At 63.4% G+C, this 15,692-nt stretch carries 17 protein-coding genes and 1 pseudogene; 4 read left to right on the plus strand and 14 right to left on the minus strand.

Going from position 1 to position 15,692, the window contains the following annotated elements; all coding sequences use genetic code 11:
* The 13 genes and pseudogenes from ASD12_RS15420 to ASD12_RS15475 all read right to left on the minus strand — a co-directional run.
* Positions 1 to 504 (minus strand): helix-turn-helix domain-containing protein (locus tag ASD12_RS15420; RefSeq protein WP_156398597.1); only part of this gene is annotated, 504 nt, incomplete at its 3' end.
* A gap of 110 nt (positions 505 to 614) precedes the next feature.
* A pseudogene (locus tag ASD12_RS34630) lies at positions 615 to 740 on the minus strand (integrase); the annotation flags it as partial.
* A gap of 190 nt (positions 741 to 930) precedes the next feature.
* Positions 931 to 1,401: a nucleoside deaminase gene (locus tag ASD12_RS15425; protein ID WP_056587468.1), complete on the minus strand. Its 471-nt coding sequence runs from the start codon at positions 1,399 to 1,401 to the stop codon at positions 931 to 933.
* Positions 1,402 to 1,529: 128 nt separating this feature from the next.
* A complete protein-coding gene (gene ugpC, locus ASD12_RS15430; RefSeq protein ID WP_056587471.1) occupies positions 1,530 to 2,591 on the minus strand; it encodes a sn-glycerol-3-phosphate ABC transporter ATP-binding protein UgpC in 1,062 nt (353 codons plus the stop codon).
* 39 nt (positions 2,592 to 2,630) lie between these two features.
* A complete protein-coding gene (locus tag ASD12_RS15435; RefSeq protein WP_056587473.1) occupies positions 2,631 to 3,452 on the minus strand; it encodes a carbohydrate ABC transporter permease in 822 nt (273 codons plus the stop codon).
* Positions 3,453 to 4,391, minus strand: coding sequence for a sugar ABC transporter permease (locus tag ASD12_RS15440; RefSeq protein WP_056587476.1), 939 nt, complete (start codon positions 4,389 to 4,391; stop codon positions 3,453 to 3,455).
* Positions 4,391 to 5,728 carry a sugar ABC transporter substrate-binding protein gene (locus ASD12_RS15445; RefSeq protein ID WP_056587479.1) on the minus strand — a complete coding sequence of 446 codons (1,338 nt, stop codon included), beginning with the start codon at positions 5,726 to 5,728 and terminating at the stop codon, positions 4,391 to 4,393. The genes ASD12_RS15440 and ASD12_RS15445 overlap by 1 nt, the downstream gene beginning before the upstream one ends.
* Before the next feature lie 62 nt (positions 5,729 to 5,790).
* Positions 5,791 to 6,450 carry a GntR family transcriptional regulator gene (locus ASD12_RS15450; RefSeq protein ID WP_056587483.1) on the minus strand — a complete coding sequence of 220 codons (660 nt, stop codon included), beginning with the start codon at positions 6,448 to 6,450 and terminating at the stop codon, positions 5,791 to 5,793.
* A 23-nt stretch (positions 6,451 to 6,473) separates the two neighbouring features.
* Positions 6,474 to 7,358 carry a dihydrodipicolinate synthase family protein gene (locus ASD12_RS15455; protein ID WP_056587486.1) on the minus strand — a complete coding sequence of 295 codons (885 nt, stop codon included), beginning with the start codon at positions 7,356 to 7,358 and terminating at the stop codon, positions 6,474 to 6,476.
* 102 nt (positions 7,359 to 7,460) lie between these two features.
* The gene (gene dprA, locus ASD12_RS15460; RefSeq protein WP_056587825.1) at positions 7,461 to 8,600 is read right to left on the minus strand and encodes a DNA-processing protein DprA; all 1,140 of its coding nucleotides are present in this window, start codon (positions 8,598 to 8,600) and stop codon (positions 7,461 to 7,463) included.
* A 38-nt stretch (positions 8,601 to 8,638) separates the two neighbouring features.
* On the minus strand, positions 8,639 to 9,226 hold the full coding sequence (gene plsY / locus ASD12_RS15465; protein ID WP_056587489.1) for a glycerol-3-phosphate 1-O-acyltransferase PlsY: 588 nt from the start codon (positions 9,224 to 9,226) through the stop codon (positions 8,639 to 8,641).
* A gap of 57 nt (positions 9,227 to 9,283) precedes the next feature.
* A complete protein-coding gene (locus tag ASD12_RS15470; RefSeq protein ID WP_056587492.1) occupies positions 9,284 to 10,570 on the minus strand; it encodes a dihydroorotase in 1,287 nt (428 codons plus the stop codon).
* Positions 10,567 to 11,532, minus strand: coding sequence for an aspartate carbamoyltransferase catalytic subunit (locus tag ASD12_RS15475; protein WP_056587495.1), 966 nt, complete (start codon positions 11,530 to 11,532; stop codon positions 10,567 to 10,569). The genes ASD12_RS15470 and ASD12_RS15475 overlap by 4 nt, the downstream gene beginning before the upstream one ends.
* Positions 11,533 to 11,691: 159 nt before the next feature.
* Here ASD12_RS15475 and ASD12_RS15480 point away from each other — a divergent pair, with 159 nt between their 5' ends.
* From ASD12_RS15480 to ASD12_RS15490, 3 genes are all read left to right on the plus strand, one after another.
* The gene (locus ASD12_RS15480; RefSeq protein ID WP_056587828.1) at positions 11,692 to 13,320 is read left to right on the plus strand and encodes a DNA alkylation response protein; all 1,629 of its coding nucleotides are present in this window, start codon (positions 11,692 to 11,694) and stop codon (positions 13,318 to 13,320) included.
* 183 nt (positions 13,321 to 13,503) lie between these two features.
* The gene (locus ASD12_RS15485; RefSeq protein ID WP_056587498.1) at positions 13,504 to 14,073 is read left to right on the plus strand and encodes a hypothetical protein; all 570 of its coding nucleotides are present in this window, start codon (positions 13,504 to 13,506) and stop codon (positions 14,071 to 14,073) included.
* Positions 14,073 to 14,414: a DUF6105 family protein gene (locus ASD12_RS15490; RefSeq protein WP_056587501.1), complete on the plus strand. Its 342-nt coding sequence runs from the start codon at positions 14,073 to 14,075 to the stop codon at positions 14,412 to 14,414. The genes ASD12_RS15485 and ASD12_RS15490 overlap by 1 nt, the downstream gene beginning before the upstream one ends.
* Here ASD12_RS15490 and ruvX read toward each other — a convergent pair.
* The gene (gene ruvX, locus ASD12_RS15495; RefSeq protein ID WP_056587831.1) at positions 14,332 to 14,838 is read right to left on the minus strand and encodes a Holliday junction resolvase RuvX; all 507 of its coding nucleotides are present in this window, start codon (positions 14,836 to 14,838) and stop codon (positions 14,332 to 14,334) included. The genes ASD12_RS15490 and ruvX overlap by 83 nt on opposite strands.
* A 123-nt stretch (positions 14,839 to 14,961) precedes the next feature.
* On the opposite strand from ruvX, the gene ASD12_RS15500 reads away from it, so the two are divergent.
* Positions 14,962 to 15,669: a metal-dependent hydrolase gene (locus tag ASD12_RS15500; protein WP_056587504.1), complete on the plus strand. Its 708-nt coding sequence runs from the start codon at positions 14,962 to 14,964 to the stop codon at positions 15,667 to 15,669.
* Positions 15,670 to 15,692: the final 23 nt, after the last annotated feature.

Below are 15,692 nucleotides of genomic sequence, written 5' to 3' on the forward strand. Positions count from 1 at the left end.
GGCGATGAGATAACGGCTGGCGAAGTCGGTGATGGTCAGCGGATAGCAATAGCGCCGATCGGCGAGCATGAACTCGCCCTTGTAGTCGGCGCACCACAGTTCATTGGGTCGACAGGAGTGGGAAAGCGCTGTCCCCGTTGCCTTGTTGCGTCGCCGCTTGCGGCGCTCGACCAGGCCGTGGCGGTCCAGAACCGCATGCACCGTCGAGATCGCTGGCCTGTGCACATCCGGGTACAGCCGGGCCAGCCGCTCGCGTATCTTCGGCGCTCMCCAGTTCGGCTTGTCCTGCTTCAGGCGCACAATCAGCTTCTCGATTTGAAACGGAAGCTGATTGGCGTGGCGGTAGGGCCGGCGAGACCGGTCCGTCAGTCCTTCCAAGCCGCTGTCGTTGTAGCGCGTGAGGATCTTGTAGCCGGTCTTGCGCGAGATATCGAACTCCCGGCAAAGCACCGCCATCTTCTCGCCGTCCAGCAGCCGGGCAACGAACTTCAGCCGCTCTTCCATGACGTTACACTCCTTCCAAGGCACCTTGCTCTCCTTGCAAAGGGCCGAAAGTGTAACCCATCTATCCGGAATGAACTGTCACCCATCTCTCGGGAAGGGCACTATAATAGGATCTTGTAGCCGGTCTTGCGCGAGATATCGAACTCCCGGCAAAGCACCGCCATCTTCTCGCCGTCCAGCAGCCGGGCAACGAACTTCAGCCGCTCCTCCATGACGTTACACTCCTTCCAAGGCACCTTGCTCTCCTTGCAAAGGGCCGAAAGTGTAACCCATCTATCCGGAATGAACTGTCACCCATCTCTCGGGAAGGGCACTATAAATCCACCATAGCCAGCGGGGGCTTTCCCACGCGCGCAGCGGCAACACTACGGCTCCGATCGATCCGACAGTTGCCATTGATCGGGTTTGCCGACTGGCAAGAAGCCGTCAGCGCTTCCAGAAATCGCGGTGCGGTGCGAGCAGCTCGTCCGCGATTTCGGGAAAAGGGCCAAAGACCTCGATCTTTTTCTGGCCGGAGTCGAGTACGGTGCGCGAAGAGAGGCTCATCGTCGGATTCTCCGCGTGATCCCCGGTGAGCGCCAGGAGCTCGGCCTCCTCGAAGCCGTAGACCAGCCGGCCGATATTCGCCCAGTAGAGCGTTCCGGTGCACATCGCGCAGGGTTCACCGGTTGAGACCAGCGTGCAGGTCCAGAGAAACTCCGGCTCGTAGGTCGCCGCGGCGCGCCGGGCGAGCTCTGTCTCGGCATGGCGCACCGTGTCGAGATTGCCCTGCCGCATCAGCACGCAATCGTCCGGTCCGACCAGCACGCAACCGAACGGATGATGCCCATGCGCCGCCGCCTCGTGCGCCACGGCGCCGGCGGATCGGAGGTGAGCGAGCATCTGATCGCGGGTCATGGCAAGATCCTGTCACGCCGACATCCACCCGATGAGCGGCTCTTTGAGCCGAGATTGCCGCCAAGGGAAGCGAGTGGCAAGGGCCAACCGTCGCTTGAGACCTTGCGCTGGGATATCAGACCTTTGCCCTACAATCGCCGACCGGTCTTGGCGTCGAACAGATGAGCACAGGCGCGGTCGATCTCGATTCGCATCTGCGCGCCTTGCTTCAGCGCAAGCCGCTCCCGGAAAAGGCAGGAGATTTCTTCGCCGGCGCAGTCGACCCTGGCGAAGATTTCCGAACCCGTGGCTTCCAGAAGCATGATCGAGCCGGCAATACCCTGAGAAGTCGTTGCTCGGATATGTTCGGGACGAATGCCGTAGATGAGTTCGCCCGCTGGAACGCTTCCCAGATTGACGCCTTCCGGCAGCGGCAAGGTCAGCCCACCGGTGCTGCGGAACACGCCTTCCTCGACATGGCCGGCAATGAAGTTCATGGCGGGCGAGCCGATGAAGCCGGCAACGAACAGATTGGCCGGACTGTCATAAAGATCGAGCGGCGCGCCGATCTGCTCGACAAGGCCGTCATGCAGCACGACGATCTTGTCGGCCATGGTCATGGCCTCGATCTGGTCATGCGTGACATAGATGGTGGTGGTGCCCAGCCGCTGGTGCAGCGCCTTGATCTCGCCGCGCATCTGGACGCGCAATTTGGCGTCGAGATTGGACAGCGGCTCGTCGAACAGGAAAACCTGCGGGTCGCGCACGATCGCGCGGCCCATGGCGACGCGCTGGCGCTGGCCGCCGGAAAGCTGGCGCGGGTAGCGGTCAAGCAGCTTGTCGAGGCCCAAGATGCTGGCGGCCCTGCCGACGCGGCTGGCGGTGTCGGCAGGATCGGCTTTCTTGATCTTCAGGGCAAAGCCCATATTGTCGGCCACCGTCATATGCGGATAGAGCGCGTAGTTCTGGAACACCATGGCGATGTTGCGGTCCCGCGCCCGCAGATTGTTGACGATGCGATCGCCAATGGCGATCTTGCCGCCCGAGATCGTTTCAAGCCCGGCAATCATGCGCAGCAGCGTCGACTTTCCGCAGCCCGACGGGCCGACCAGGATGACGAATTCGCCATCGGCGATATCGACGCTGACATCGTGAATGATCCTGGCCGTTCCGAAGGCCTTCTGCACGTTGTTGATTGTGACCGATGCCATTGGGTTTCCCTCGAAAAAAATGTGATGTCGGACCGCGCCTCAGCCGCCCTTGACGGCGCCTGCGGTCAGTCCCGCGACGATCTGCCTTTGTGCGAACATGGTCAGGACCAGCACCGGCAGCGTCACCACCAGTGCCGCGGCGGCGAGCGGCCCCCAGCTCACCTGCTCGTAGGAAAGCATGTTGTAGACGGCGACCGGCAGCGTGCGCGTTTCGCGGCTGGCTAGCACCACGCCGAAGACGAAATTGTTCCATGAGAAGATGACGGACAGGATGAAGGCGACCACGATGCCCGGCTTGGCGATGGGCAAGGCGACCAGCCGGAACACCTGCCAGGAGCTGGCGCCGTCGATGTTGGCCGCTTCTTCCAGTTCCATCGGCGTGGTTTCGAAATAGCCGATCATCACCCAGACCACGATCGGCACTGTCACCACCAGATGGATGATGATCTGCGGCCAAAGCGTGCCGAGAATGCCGACCCACTGGAACAGCAGAAACAGCGGAATGAGATAGGAAAGCCCCGGCGTCATGCGGGCGATCATGATGACGACCGCCGATCGTTCGGCCTTGAGCCGTGCTATGCCATAGCCGGCCGGCACGCCGATCAGCAGCGCCAGCAGCGTCGCCGTGCCGGTCACCAGAACCGAATTCCAGAGATAGAGCAGGAAATTGTTCTCCTCGAACACCTTTGCATAGTTCGACCAGGCGAGATGTTCGGGGATCAGGATCGGCGGATAGGCGCCGTTGTCGATCTCGAATTTCAGCGACAGCGAGATCATCCAGAGGAAGAACAGGATCGCCGGCGAGACGAAGACCAGAGCCGCGAAGAACAGCCCGATCTGGTTGAGCAGCCGTGAACTCATCTATTTGCCCTCCACGCCGATCCACTGGGAGCGCTGGCGCAACATCAAGAGGATGAAGGACAGGGCGACGATGACGATGAAGAACACCACGGCCATGGCCGAGCCATAGCCGATGTCGTAGTAGGAGAAGGCGGTGTTGTAGAGATAGATGTTGATGGTCTCCGACGCAGTGCCCGGTCCGCCCTGGGTCATCGCGTAGATGATGTCGAAGCTCTTCAGTGCGTCGATGGTGCGGATGATCACCGCGATCATCAGGAACGGCGCGATCATCGGTAAAGTGAGATAGCGGAATTGCTGCCAGGCATTGGCGCCATCGATTTCGGCGCTCTCGAACGGCTCGCGCGGCACGGACGCCAGGCCGCCCAGCACGATCAGCATCACCAGCGGCGTCCACTGCCACGTCTCGACCGCAACCAGCGAAGGGATGACCGTGTTGGCGTTGAATATCCATTCCTGCGCCGGGATGCCGACCAGCGACAGAAGATAGTTGAGGACGCCGAGCTGGGGGTGGAACATCATGGTCCAAACCAGCGCCACGGCTACGGGCGTTGCCATCATCGGCATGACAAAGACGCCACGCAACAGGCCACGCAGCGGAAACCTGGCGTCGAAGATCAGGGCGGCGACCGTGCCGAGCAGCATTGGCGCGGCAACCGAAAGGAAGGTGTAGCTCAAAGTATGGAGAAGCGATTCCCAGAACCGCTGGTCGACCGCCAGCCGCAGGTAATTCTCCATCCCGGCAAAGCTTCGCGACTGGCCGAGCGTCCAGCGGTTGACGCTCATCCACAGCGTAAAGGCCCAGGGGAAGACGATGACGGCGCCGACGACGACGAGTGCCGGAACGACGAAAGGCCAGTAGTTGGGAGCCAGCCGGATCGTCTGGCTCCCTTCGATGGCTTGCGTCATCACCCCGGTGCGTTCTGGGGTGGTGGCGGACATCAGCCTTGCTCGCTCCTGTCGAGGACCGGCTGGAATTGTTCGGTGGCCTTCTTCAGCTCCTCTGCCGGATCGGCGCCCGCGATCAAATTGGTCAGCGCCACGCCATAGATGTCGCGGAACTCGGTGACCGGGATGATGACCGGCAGCGCCAGCCGGCTGATATTGCCGGAGCCGACCACCGCATCGAGCCAGCTCGCCGGCATGGTGACGCCTGCGCGCACTTTGGGGTCTTCCAGCACCGACTTGCGGAACGGCACGCCAGCGCCTGCCTGCAGCAGGCGCGCGCCCATGGCCGGCGACACCGCCCACTGGCAGAACAGATAGGCGGCCTCCTTCTTTTCGCTCGCCGCCGTCACGCCGAGGCCGTCGCCGAAGGTGCCCGAGGCTTGCGCCTTGGGACCCTTGGGCATGACGCCGTAGCCGACCTTGCCGACCACCCGCGACTTTTCTGGATTTTCCATCGGCGGGGCAAAGCCGACGCCGTCGAACCACATGCCGATCTTGCCTTGCAGGAAGGCGGACTGCGCTTCGGCCCAGTTGAAGCCGGTGACGCCTGGAGGCGCGGATTTGGTCATCAGCCTTTGGTAGAGGCTGGCGGCCTCGATCGCCTCGGCCGACGTCGTGCGCAGCTTGCCCTTGTCGTCGAGTGGCGTCATGTCGTAGCCGAGCATGAGCGACGTCCACACCGGCGTGTTGGCGTTCTTGATGCCGCGGGCGACGAAACCATAAGTGTTGGTCGACGGATCGGTCAACGCTTCGGCGGCGGCCACCATCTGCTCGAAGGTTTCGGGATATTTGAGGCCCTTGGCCTCGAACAACTCCTTGTTCCAGTAGACGATCCAGTAGTCGACCGAGAAGGGCAGCGAGCGCAGCACGCCCTGACCGTCCTTGGCGAACAGCATGCCGGCATCGGCGAAATCGTTTTCGACCAGCCCCGGATCGGTAAGGGCTGGGTCGGCGAGATAGCCTGATATGTCGGCCAGCCAGCCAGCCTTTTCGAACTGCCGCTTCTGCACATGGTAGCTCAGATGCACGACGTCGAAGCTCGGCTTGCCGGAGCTCAATTCGATCACCGTCTTCTGGCGCTGCTGCTGTTCCGGCGTCGCCTCGGCATTGACCTTGATCCCGGTCAGTTCCTCGAACTCGGCGAGATATTTTATGAGGGTGTCGCTGCGCGGGCTTTTCACCAGGTTGACGTCGAGCGTCGTGCCGGCGAAGCGCTTCCAGTCGACGGCGGCGGCAAAGCCTGGGCGTATACCAGCAATACCGGCGGCAGCGAGTGCCGCTGTTCCTTGCAAGAGTTGCCTTCTGGTTGGGTTAGACAGATTGGACGACATTTCTTCCTCCCGGTTGCTGTCGTTGTCGGTTGCGCCGCGACCGCGGCGCGGCTCATGCTTCCTCAGATTTGCAGCGCCAGCCGGCGCGCCTTGTCGATGTGCAGGCTGATCGCCTCGACCGCCTTCTGCGGGTCGCGGCTCTCCATGGCTTCGATGACGGCAAGGTGCTCACGCATGACCGGCACGACGCGCCCGTCGATGCGGAAGCGCTCCTGATGGATCAACCGGATCTTCACCGAGTTGACCAGATAGGCCTTGGCAATGATCTCGTTGCCCAGCGCATCGATGAAGGTGTCGTGCATCGCCCAGTCGATGCTCTGGGCCTTGGCCTCCATTTCCGGGGTCGGCGCCTGCGACTGGGCCTGCGCCAGCATCTCCTCGTGTTCGCGCCGCAGACGAGCAAGCTCGTCATCGGAAGCGCTGGCGGTGAACAGCGCCACCGCCTCGCGCTCCATGAACAGGCGGAACTGAAAAGCCTCGCGGATCAGGCTGATGTCGATATGGGCGATCTGCATGCCGCGCTGCGGGATTGTCGTCAGAAGCCCTTCGGCCTCGAGACGCGGCACGATTTCGCGAATGGCGCCGAGCGGCAGGCCGGTAAAGGCAACCAGCTCGCGCTGCGACACGAACTGGCCCGGCAACAGATCGCGGGCCAGCAAATGCCGCGTGAAGCTGGCATAGGCTTTTTCCCGAAGGGTGGTCGGTTCGCTGCCGTCTTCCATTTCAGCGCGTATCCCTTTGCCGGTCAGGCTGATTCCTTGGCAAACAGCCTGTCGTAGGCGGCGGCAAGCTGTTGCTGCCCCTGCGGAGCGATCGGCTCCAGCGGTGGGCGGACCGCCAGCCAGCGGTCGTCGCCGGTCTTGCGCGCCACCATGACCTTCACCGCCGGCGTGACCGGATATTTAAGCAGTTCGAACACGAAGCTCTCGACGCGCGCATCGTCGCGCCCGTCCTCGGCCATGGCGCGGATTTCGACGGCGACGAAATTGGCCATGCCGGAGATTGCGCCCTGGGCGCCAAGTCGCACCGCTCGTGCCAGATGCCGCTCGTCGCCGATGAGGATCACCAGATCGCCATGGGCACCGAGCAGGGCCTCGCTGTAGTCCCAGTCTCCGCCGGAATCCTTGACCCCGGCAACGACATCCGAAAAAGCGGTGCGCAACCGGCCGATCAGGCCAAGCGGCAGCTGCACCATCGTGACCGACGGGATGTTGTAGAGCAGCACGTCACGGGCGAGGGGACCAAGCGCGGCAAAGACAGCGGAAAACCAGCCGAAAAGACCATCCTCGCCGACATTCTTGAAGTAGCTCGGCGGCGCAAGCAGAATGTTGCGGGCGCCGCGTTGCAAGGCATGCCGTGCCTGTTCGGCGGCATCTTCGGCTGCATCGACCAGCACGCCGGCAACAAGCTGATGCGGCAAGATGCCGGCAGCCAGCATGGCTTCAGTCACCGACCGCCGCTCCGCGGCGCCCACCGACGCACCTTCGCCGGTGGTGCCGAAAAGCGTAACGCTGCCGCACCCCTCGGCCAGGCAACGCTTGGCCTGGGCGACCATGAGGGCGATGGCGATCTGCCCGGAGGCATCAAAAGGCGTGGCGAGGGCGGCTGAAAGGCCAAAGCGTGATGTCACCGGAGTCTCCGAAAAGAAGTTCGCAGGCAGTGATACCTCACTAACATGTCAGTTGTAAATTGGGTGGTGTGGTTTTTTTCAAAGCCACCGGACGGGTGCAAATCAGATAGAAGAACTTCCGAACACCAGCGAAACATGTCCTCCGGCGTGGCGCTCGAGCCGCCCGGCGAGGTCGAGTTCCAGCAGCACCATGAAAACCTGGGCCGGATGCAGGCCGGTGTGACGTATGATCTCGTCGACCGACACTGGCGTCGGGCCGAGCGCCTCGATGACGCGGGCGCGGTCGCTTTCGCCGGGCGGTGGTGTGGCCGAGAAGTCGGGCGGCTCTTCGAACGGCGGCACATCGGGCGCTCGCATGCCGGTCAGCGGGGCGATCGCCCGCGAAATGTCCGATGCCTCGGTGACCAGGGTGGCGCCATCCTTGAGCAGGCCGTTGCAGCCTGCGGCGCGCGGATCGAGCGGTGAACCCGGTACGGCGAAGACCAGCCGCCCCATTTCGCCGGCAAGCCTGGCGCTGATCAGTGAGCCAGAGCGTTGCGCTGCCTCGACCACCACCAGCCCAAGGGCAGCACCCGCGACAAGGCGGTTGCGGCGCGGGAAATCCTGGGCGCGCGGCTGCCAGCCGAACGGCATTTCCGAGATGACGGCGCCGCGCTCGGCAATTTCCTCGCACAAGCCTTCATTTTCAGGCGGGTAGGGCAGGTCGAGGCCGCCGGCCAGCACCCCGATGGTGCCGGTCGCCAGACTGCCCTGATGCGCCGCCGTGTCGATGCCGCGCGCCAGACCGGAGACGATTGCGTAGCCGTCGCGGCCGAGATCAGCCGCCAGTATGCGCGCCATCTTGATGCCGGCCAGCGATGCGTTGCGCGCGCCAACGATGGCGACCCCCGGCAGTCGGAAGACGGCGGCATTGCCCTTGACCGCCAACAGCGGCGGCGGATGATCCATGTTGCGCAACAGCGGCGGATAGTCGGGTTCGCCGATGCCGACAAAGCGCGCGCCGGCCTTTCGGGCGGTCTCCAGTTCGGCCTCGGCTTCGGCAATCGCTGGGATGCGGGCGATGCGGTTGGCGCCGCCCGAAATCATCAGTTCCGGCAGCATTTCCAGCGCCACCTCGGCCGAACCGAAGCGATTGATCAGGTCGCGAAAGGAGGCGGGGCCGACATTCTGGGTGCGGATCAGCCGCAGCCAGCTCAGCCGCTGCCGGTCGCTGAGGCGCGGACCGGCGGCCGGCTCGCTCACCGCGGTGGCGCGATCGCTCACCTCGGTGGCCCGCTCGCTCACCCCTTGGCTCCGATCTTGCCCTCGGTGCCGGCAAGCAGGCGGGAAATGTTTTCCCGGTGCTTGATGAAAACGATGATGCTCATCACCACGAACAGGGCGGCAATTTGTGGTGTGCTCAGGACATAGAGGGCGATCGGCACGATGACGGCCGCCGTCAGTGCCGCCAGCGAGGAGTAACGGAACAGGAATGCGATCACCAGCCAGACGACGGCGAAGATCAGCGCCACCTGCCAGGCCAGGCCGATTAGCACGCCGAGATAGGTGGCGACGCCCTTGCCGCCCTTGAACCCGAGCCAGACCGGGAAGAGATGGCCGAGAAAGGCGCCGAGACCGGCCCAGATCGCCAGGTCAGGGGCAAAATGGCCTGATATCAGCACGGCAGCCGTGCCCTTCAGCGCGTCGAGCAGCAGCGTCGCGGCGGCAAGGCCCTTGTTGCCGGTGCGCAGAACATTGGTGGCGCCGATGTTGCCGGAGCCGATCTTGCGCACATCGCCAAGGCCGGCCGCGCGCGTCAGCAGGAGCCCGAACGGAATCGAGCCAAGCAAATAGCCAAACACGAGCGCTGGGATGAGGCTGTAAGTCATTGTTTCCCCCGCATTTCCCCAGTTTGACCGGATCTGGCGCGGTGCGCGGTGGCCGGTTTAGACGGAAAACACTGTGCGGCCCGCAACCAGCGTTTGCAAGACCTTGCCCTGCAGCCGCGCGCCTTCAAAACAGGTGTTTTTCGAGCGCGAACGAATGCCGCTTTCGCTGACGATCCAGGGTTCGTCGAGATCGATAAGCGCAAGATCGGCGACAGCACCCGGCTTCAGCGTGCCGCCGGGCAGTCCGAACAGTTTTGCCGGAGCGGTGGACAAGGTCTCGATCAGCCGGAGCAACGGCACGTCGCCATTGTGGTAGAGCCGCAATGCCACACCCAGCAGGGTCTCCAACCCGATGGCGCCGGCCGCCGCATCGGCGAAGGGCAGGCGCTTGGTGTCGACGTCCTGTGGGTCGTGCGAGGAGACGATGATGTCGATCGTGCCGTCCCTGACCGCCTCGATCATCGCCAGCCGATCTTCCTCAGCGCGCAAAGGCGGCGTCAGGCGAAAGAAGGTGCGGTATTCGCCGACATCGTTTTCATTCAGCGACAGATTGTGGATCGCGACGCCTGATGTGACGGCCGTGCCATCGGTTTTCGCGCGCGTCACGGCGTTTGCCGCCATCGCCGTCGAGATCTTTGCCGCATGGTAAGAACCGCGTGTCAGCCGCGCCAGCGCAAGGTCGCGCTCCAGCGGGATGGATTCGGCTTCGCGCGGAATGCCGGAAAGGCCGAGCCAGCTTGCGTAGAGGCCTTCGTTCATCACGCCGGACGAACCGAGGTCGGCATCCTGCGTTTCATGCACGATGGTGGCGCCGAAGTCGCGCGCATAGGTCAGCGCACGGCGCATCACCAGCGCGCTCGATATGGTGTGGCGGCCATCGGTGAAGGCGACGGCGCCGGCCTCGCGCAGCAGGCCGAATTCGGTCATTTCGCGCCCGTCGAGGCCCTTGGTGATTGCCGCAGCCGGAAAGACGTTGACGCTTGCCGTGTCCTTGGCGGTGCGCAGCACGAACTCGACCAACGCGACATTGTCGATCACCGGGTCGGTATCGGGCATCATGACGATCGAGGTGACGCCGCCAGCTGCCGCCGCGACACTTGCCGACGCAATGGTTTCGCGATGTTCACCGCCCGGCTCGCCGATGAAGACGCGGCCGTCGATCAGGCCGGGAATGATCGCCTTGCCGACGCAGTCGATGACGGTTGCGCCCTCAGGCGCGCCCTGGTTCAGCGCTGCCTTGCCGGCGGCAACGACCTTGCGGCCGTCGACTATGACGGCGCCGACTTCGTCGATGCCGCGCGAGGGGTCGACGATGCGGGCGCGCTCAAAGACCGTTATGCTCATGCGCCGCGGCCCTCATGATTGCGGCGCGGGTCGAGCAGGGCCTCCATGACGGCCATGCGCACGGCAACACCCATCTCGACCTGTTCCTGGATGACGCTTTGCGGACCATCGGCGATTTCCGAGGCGATCTCGACGCCGCGGTTCATCGGCCCGGGGTGCATCACCAGCGCGTCGTCCTTGGCCGCCTTCAGTTTCTCCGCATCGAGGCCAAAATAGCGGAAATATTCGCGCACCGACGGCACGAAGGCGCCTTCCATGCGCTCGCGCTGCAGGCGCAGCATCATCACCACGTCGGCGCCCTTGAGACCTTCGGCCATCGATCGGGTGACGATGACGCCCATCTTCTCGATGCCGGTGGGCAGCAGCGTCGACGGGGCGACGACACGCACCTGCGCGCCGAGCGCGTTGAGCAGCATGATGTTCGAGCGCGCCACGCGCGAATGCAGGATGTCGCCGCAGATCGCCACGATCAGTTTCGACAGCGGACCCTTGGCGCGGCGGATGGTCAGCGCGTCGAGCAGCGCTTGTGTCGGGTGCTCATGCGCGCCGTCGCCGGCATTGACGACGGAGCAGCCGACCTTCTGCGCCAGCAGCGCCGCCGCGCCCGCCGACTGATGGCGGATGATCAATATATCGGGACGCATCGCGTTCAGCGTCATCGCCGTATCGATCAGCGTTTCGCCCTTCTTCACCGAAGAACTCGCCACTGACATGTTCATGACATCGGCGCCAAGCCGTTTTCCGGCAAGCTCGAACGACGACTGCGTGCGCGTCGAGGCTTCATAGAAGAGGTTGATCTGGGTGCGGCCGCGTAGCGTCGAGGTCTTTTTCTCGGACTGCCGCGAGATCGCGACCGCGCGATCCGCCCGGTCGAGTAGAAGCTCGATGTCGGCGGGCGAAAGATCGCGGATGCCCAGAAGATGGCGGTGAGGGTAGAGTGGCAGGGACGAAGCGTCGGTCATCTCAAGGCGCTGCTATAGGGTGGAGATATTGCGGCTGCAAGCGCCAGCTTTGGATTGGAGCAATTCTCCCCGGTATTTTCATCGCGCGCGCTGCATGGCTTGGCTATATCTAACCGACGGCCTCGGATTCGTGGCTTCCTGACGATAGAAGGATTGGGCGTGACCGACGACGTGACCAACCAGCCGCCGCCGCTGACGGGCGGCAACGCCTGGCGGGGCGATCCGTTGCTGATCCAGCTCGCGGAGCGTTTTTCCGATCCGGTGCGCAAGGATCTGGACGGGCTCGGCCGTTTCGTGCTGACGCAGGAGGCACAGGAACTGGCGCGCCTCGCCAATGTCGAGACACCGAAGCTCAGGACGCATGATCGCCAGGGCCGGCGCATCGACGTGGTCGAGTTCCATCCCGCCTATCACGCCTTGATGCGCCGCTCGGTGGCCAACGGGCTGCATTCCTCGGTGTGGGAAAACGGCGATGCTGAGATCGGACGCCGCCATCAGGTTCGCGCTGCCCGGTTCTATCTGACGGCGGAGCTGGAGACCGGGCATCTGTGCCCCATCACCATGACCAACGCGTCGCTGGCTGCCTTGATGGCCAGCCCAAAACTGTTTCGCGAATGGGCGCCGCGTGTAACCACGCGCAAATACGACCAGAGCCAGAAGCCGCCGGTCGAGAAGATCGGGCTGACGCTCGGCATGGGCATGACCGAGAAGCAGGGCGGCACGGATGTGCGCGCCAATGTGACAAGGGCGGAACGCGCCGGCAGCGGGTTTTACCGCCTGACCGGACACAAATGGTTCATGTCGGCGCCGATGTCGGATGCGTTCCTGGTTCTGGCGCAGGCGCCGGAGGGACTGTCGTGCTTCCTGGTGCCGCGCGTGCTCGGCGACGGCTCGGGCAATGGCTTCCGCTTCCAGAGGCTGAAGGACAAGCTCGGCAACCGCTCCAACGCGTCCTCCGAAGTGGAGTTCGTCAACGCCATCGGCGAGATGGTGGGCGAGCCGGGCGCTGGCGTGAAGACGATCATGGACATGGTTACCCTGACCCGGCTCGATTGTGCCATCGCCTCGTCGGCGATCATGCGCGCGGGCCTCGCCGAGGCCGTTCATCACGCGCGCCACCGACAGGTGTTCGGCTCAACCTTGATCGAGCAACCGTTGATGCAGCGCGTGCTGGCCGATATGGCGCTCGACGTCGCCGCCGCTACCGCACTGTCGTTCCGGCTGGCGCGGTCCTTCGACGAGGCGGCCAGCGATCGCGGCGAAGCGGCGTTTGCCCGCGCCATGACGCCGGTCGTCAAATACTGGGTCTGCAAGATCGCGCCGCCGCTGCTGTATGAGGCGATGGAGTGCCTCGGCGGCAACGGCTATGTCGAGGAGGCGCCACTCGCTCGCTATTATCGAGAAGCCCCGGTCAACGCGATTTGGGAAGGCTCGGGCAATGTCATGGCGCTCGACGTGCTGCGCGTGCTTGGCCGCGCGCCCGGCCTGTTCGAGGATGTGCTGGCCGGCATCGACCGCGATCTCGGCGCCGGCGGACGCGGCACGATCGGCGTGCTGAAGGCGGCGATGCAGGTCGCTTCAACCGACGAAGGTTCGGCCCGGCTGCTGACCGAACAGCTGGCATTGTCGGCGGCGGCGGCGGAATTGCGCCGGCTGGGGGCAGGGCGGATCGCCGACGCTTTTGTCGAGACGCGCCTGGCGGGCCAATGGCGCAATACCTATGGCATGCTCGATTCGCGCCACGATGCGCGCATGATCATCGACACGCTCTATCCGCCGGTGAATTGAACCGCGAGCATCGCAAAAACCGGCGTTTTGAGACGCGGTCCGGAATCTTCATGCGCATGGCTAATCGCCGTTAACCTTAACAAATGGTTTCCGTTGCGGTCGCGAGCGGCAAAGCCCACTGTCCTGGCGAAGCAGGGAATGGTTCAAATTGACCGTCCCTTGCTTGGCGAAGCAGGAACACCGATGCGACAGCTACTGACCTCTTTTCTGGCCTTGCATTGGGCGATCGTTTTCGCCCTGCTTGCGCTCATCTGCATCGATGGAAATCGCGGCGTGGCGGCGGCGCTCGGCGTATTGGGTACCACAATCGAGGGCACCCGCTTCGTCGACCTCGACAACGTCGTTGTCGTGGCGCCGCTTGCCACCGCATTGCTCGTCGTCTCTGTGCTGTTCTTCTGGGCCTTTGTCGAAGCCCTGATCAACGACGCAGCCAGCCAGGGCGCTGACGGCGTTGCCCGCATCGCCTTCATCTCCGCGTCCGGCGTGTTGTCGCTGATCGTCATCGGTGGCGCCGCACAGGGCATCAACGGGCTGTTCATGGCTGTCGCCGTGCAGTTGGCGGCACTTCTGGCGTCCTATGTCGCCATGCTTGCCGAGCGGCGGTCCGTGGTTGCGGCAGTTGCTTCGGGCGAGGGCGAAGTCCGCGCCGTCGCGCACGGCATGGCAAAGGCCGCGGCCCACAATTCGCTGCTTTCACTCATATCGGGCCGAACGGTCTCCAAGACAGGCTCCAATCCCAGGGGAGGCCGCTGATGCGTTACATCTTCGCATTCTGGGCGGCCCCGATGGCGATTTTCTGGGGCTGGTTCTATCTGTCGGCCAATGACATCAATTTCGGCTACACGATGCTCAGCCGACAGATGCACGACTTCTTCTTCCAGTTGTATGGTCAGATGCTCGGCATCGACCCGGCGATCATCCCCGGCATGGTGGCGAAGACGTGCATCTTTGACGGGTTTCTGCTGATGGCGCTTTGGGCATTCCGCCGTCGCCGCGAAATCGCCGGCTGGGTCAAACAGCGCTGGGCGGGTCCGGTTGCGTTCGAGCGGATGCGTGGAGCGACTGAAGCCGGTCCAAAACTCCCTGCAGAATAAACGCGGCTGCCGCCGAATCGATTTTGCCGGCGCGCTTGCGGCGCGAGAAATCCATCTCGATCAGCGTCCTTTCGGCTGCGACCGTCGATAGCCTTTCATCCCAAAGCACGAAGGGCAGGTCGCTCATCTGTGCCATGTTGCGGACGAAGGCGCGCGATTTCTGCGCACGCGGCCCTTCCGAACCGTCCATATTGATCGGCAGCCCAATCACCACCGCGCCGGCATTCTCCTTCTGCAGCAAGGCGAGCAGCACCGCCGCATCGAGCGAGAATTTCCTTCGCATGATGACCGGGCGCGGATGGGCGAAGGAAAACCTCTGGTCCGAGACCGCGACGCCGATCGTCTTGTCGCCAAGGTCAAGCCCGGCCAGGGTCTTGCCGCCGGTTAGCCGCGCCGGCAATTCCTCGATCGCGATAATGCCCACCGGCCGTCCTTCGCCCTTCACCACCACGTGTTTTGTCAAACACGCAATGGACACTGTAACCCTTTGATCTCCGGGCTATCGACGTTCTATCCTTTGGCAAGACAAAAATCGAGGAATGCATTCATGAAACTGACCTGGTACGGCCACTCGGCCTTTCGGATCGAAACGGCTGATGCCAAGATACTCATCGATCCCTATCTGATCGGCAATCCGTCCTGGACGGGCGGCTGGGAGGGACCGGCTGAGGGGATCACGCATGTGCTGCTGACGCATGGCCACAGCGATCACATTAGCGGCGCCGTGGAAGTGCTCGGCAAGAGTGGCGCCCAGCTGGTCGCCAATTTCGAGATCTGCATGTATCTGATCGGCAAGGGTGTCAGCGACAAGAAGATCAATCCAGGCAACATCGGCGGCACCGTCGATTGCGGCAGCTTCACCACCACTTTCGTCCAGGCGCTGCACTCGTCCTCGTTCCCTGGCGAGGGGGGCCAGAACACCTATCTCGGCAATCCGGGCGGCCTCGTCCTGCATTTCCCGGAAGACAAAACCCTCTACCACATGGGCGACACCGACATCTTTTCCGACATGGCGCTGATCAACGAGTTGCATGAACCGAAGATCGGCATCGTACCGATCGGCGATCGCTTCACCATGGGCGGTGCGGTGGCGGCACTTGCCTGCCGCCGCTTCTTCAAGTTCGACACCGTGGTTCCCTGTCACTTCGGTACATTTCCGATGATCGATCCGACCGCCGACAAGTTCGAAGCCGGCCTGGAAGGATCCGGCGTGACGGTGGCATTGCCGAAAATCGGTGAGACGATTACAATTTAGAGGCAGCTAAAGCGGAATAAATC

Origin of the sequence: Mesorhizobium sp. Root102 (assembly GCF_001425625.1) — a bacterium.
GTDB lineage: Bacteria > Pseudomonadota > Alphaproteobacteria > Rhizobiales > Rhizobiaceae > Mesorhizobium.

Bases quoted from the DNA above. Each gene is read 5' to 3' on its own strand.
- ASD12_RS15425 (WP_056587468.1), bottom strand. From the start codon at position 1,401: ATGACCCGCGATCAGATGCTCGCTCACCTCCGATCCGCCGGCGCCGTG.
- ugpC (WP_056587471.1), bottom strand. From the start codon at position 2,591: ATGGCATCGGTCACAATCAACAACGTGCAGAAGGCCTTCGGAACGGCC.
- ASD12_RS15435 (WP_056587473.1), bottom strand. From the start codon at position 3,452: ATGAGTTCACGGCTGCTCAACCAGATCGGGCTGTTCTTCGCGGCTCTG.
- ASD12_RS15440 (WP_056587476.1), bottom strand. From the start codon at position 4,391: ATGTCCGCCACCACCCCAGAACGCACCGGGGTGATGACGCAAGCCATC.
- ASD12_RS15445 (WP_056587479.1), bottom strand. From the start codon at position 5,728: ATGTCGTCCAATCTGTCTAACCCAACCAGAAGGCAACTCTTGCAAGGA.
- ASD12_RS15450 (WP_056587483.1), bottom strand. From the start codon at position 6,450: ATGGAAGACGGCAGCGAACCGACCACCCTTCGGGAAAAAGCCTATGCC.
- plsY (WP_056587489.1), bottom strand. From the start codon at position 9,226: ATGACTTACAGCCTCATCCCAGCGCTCGTGTTTGGCTATTTGCTTGGC.
- ASD12_RS15470 (WP_056587492.1), bottom strand. From the start codon at position 10,570: ATGAGCATAACGGTCTTTGAGCGCGCCCGCATCGTCGACCCCTCGCGC.
- ASD12_RS15475 (WP_056587495.1), bottom strand. From the start codon at position 11,532: ATGACCGACGCTTCGTCCCTGCCACTCTACCCTCACCGCCATCTTCTG.
- ASD12_RS15485 (WP_056587498.1), top strand. From the start codon at position 13,504: ATGCGACAGCTACTGACCTCTTTTCTGGCCTTGCATTGGGCGATCGTT.
- ASD12_RS15490 (WP_056587501.1), top strand. From the start codon at position 14,073: ATGCGTTACATCTTCGCATTCTGGGCGGCCCCGATGGCGATTTTCTGG.
- ASD12_RS15500 (WP_056587504.1), top strand. From the start codon at position 14,962: ATGAAACTGACCTGGTACGGCCACTCGGCCTTTCGGATCGAAACGGCT.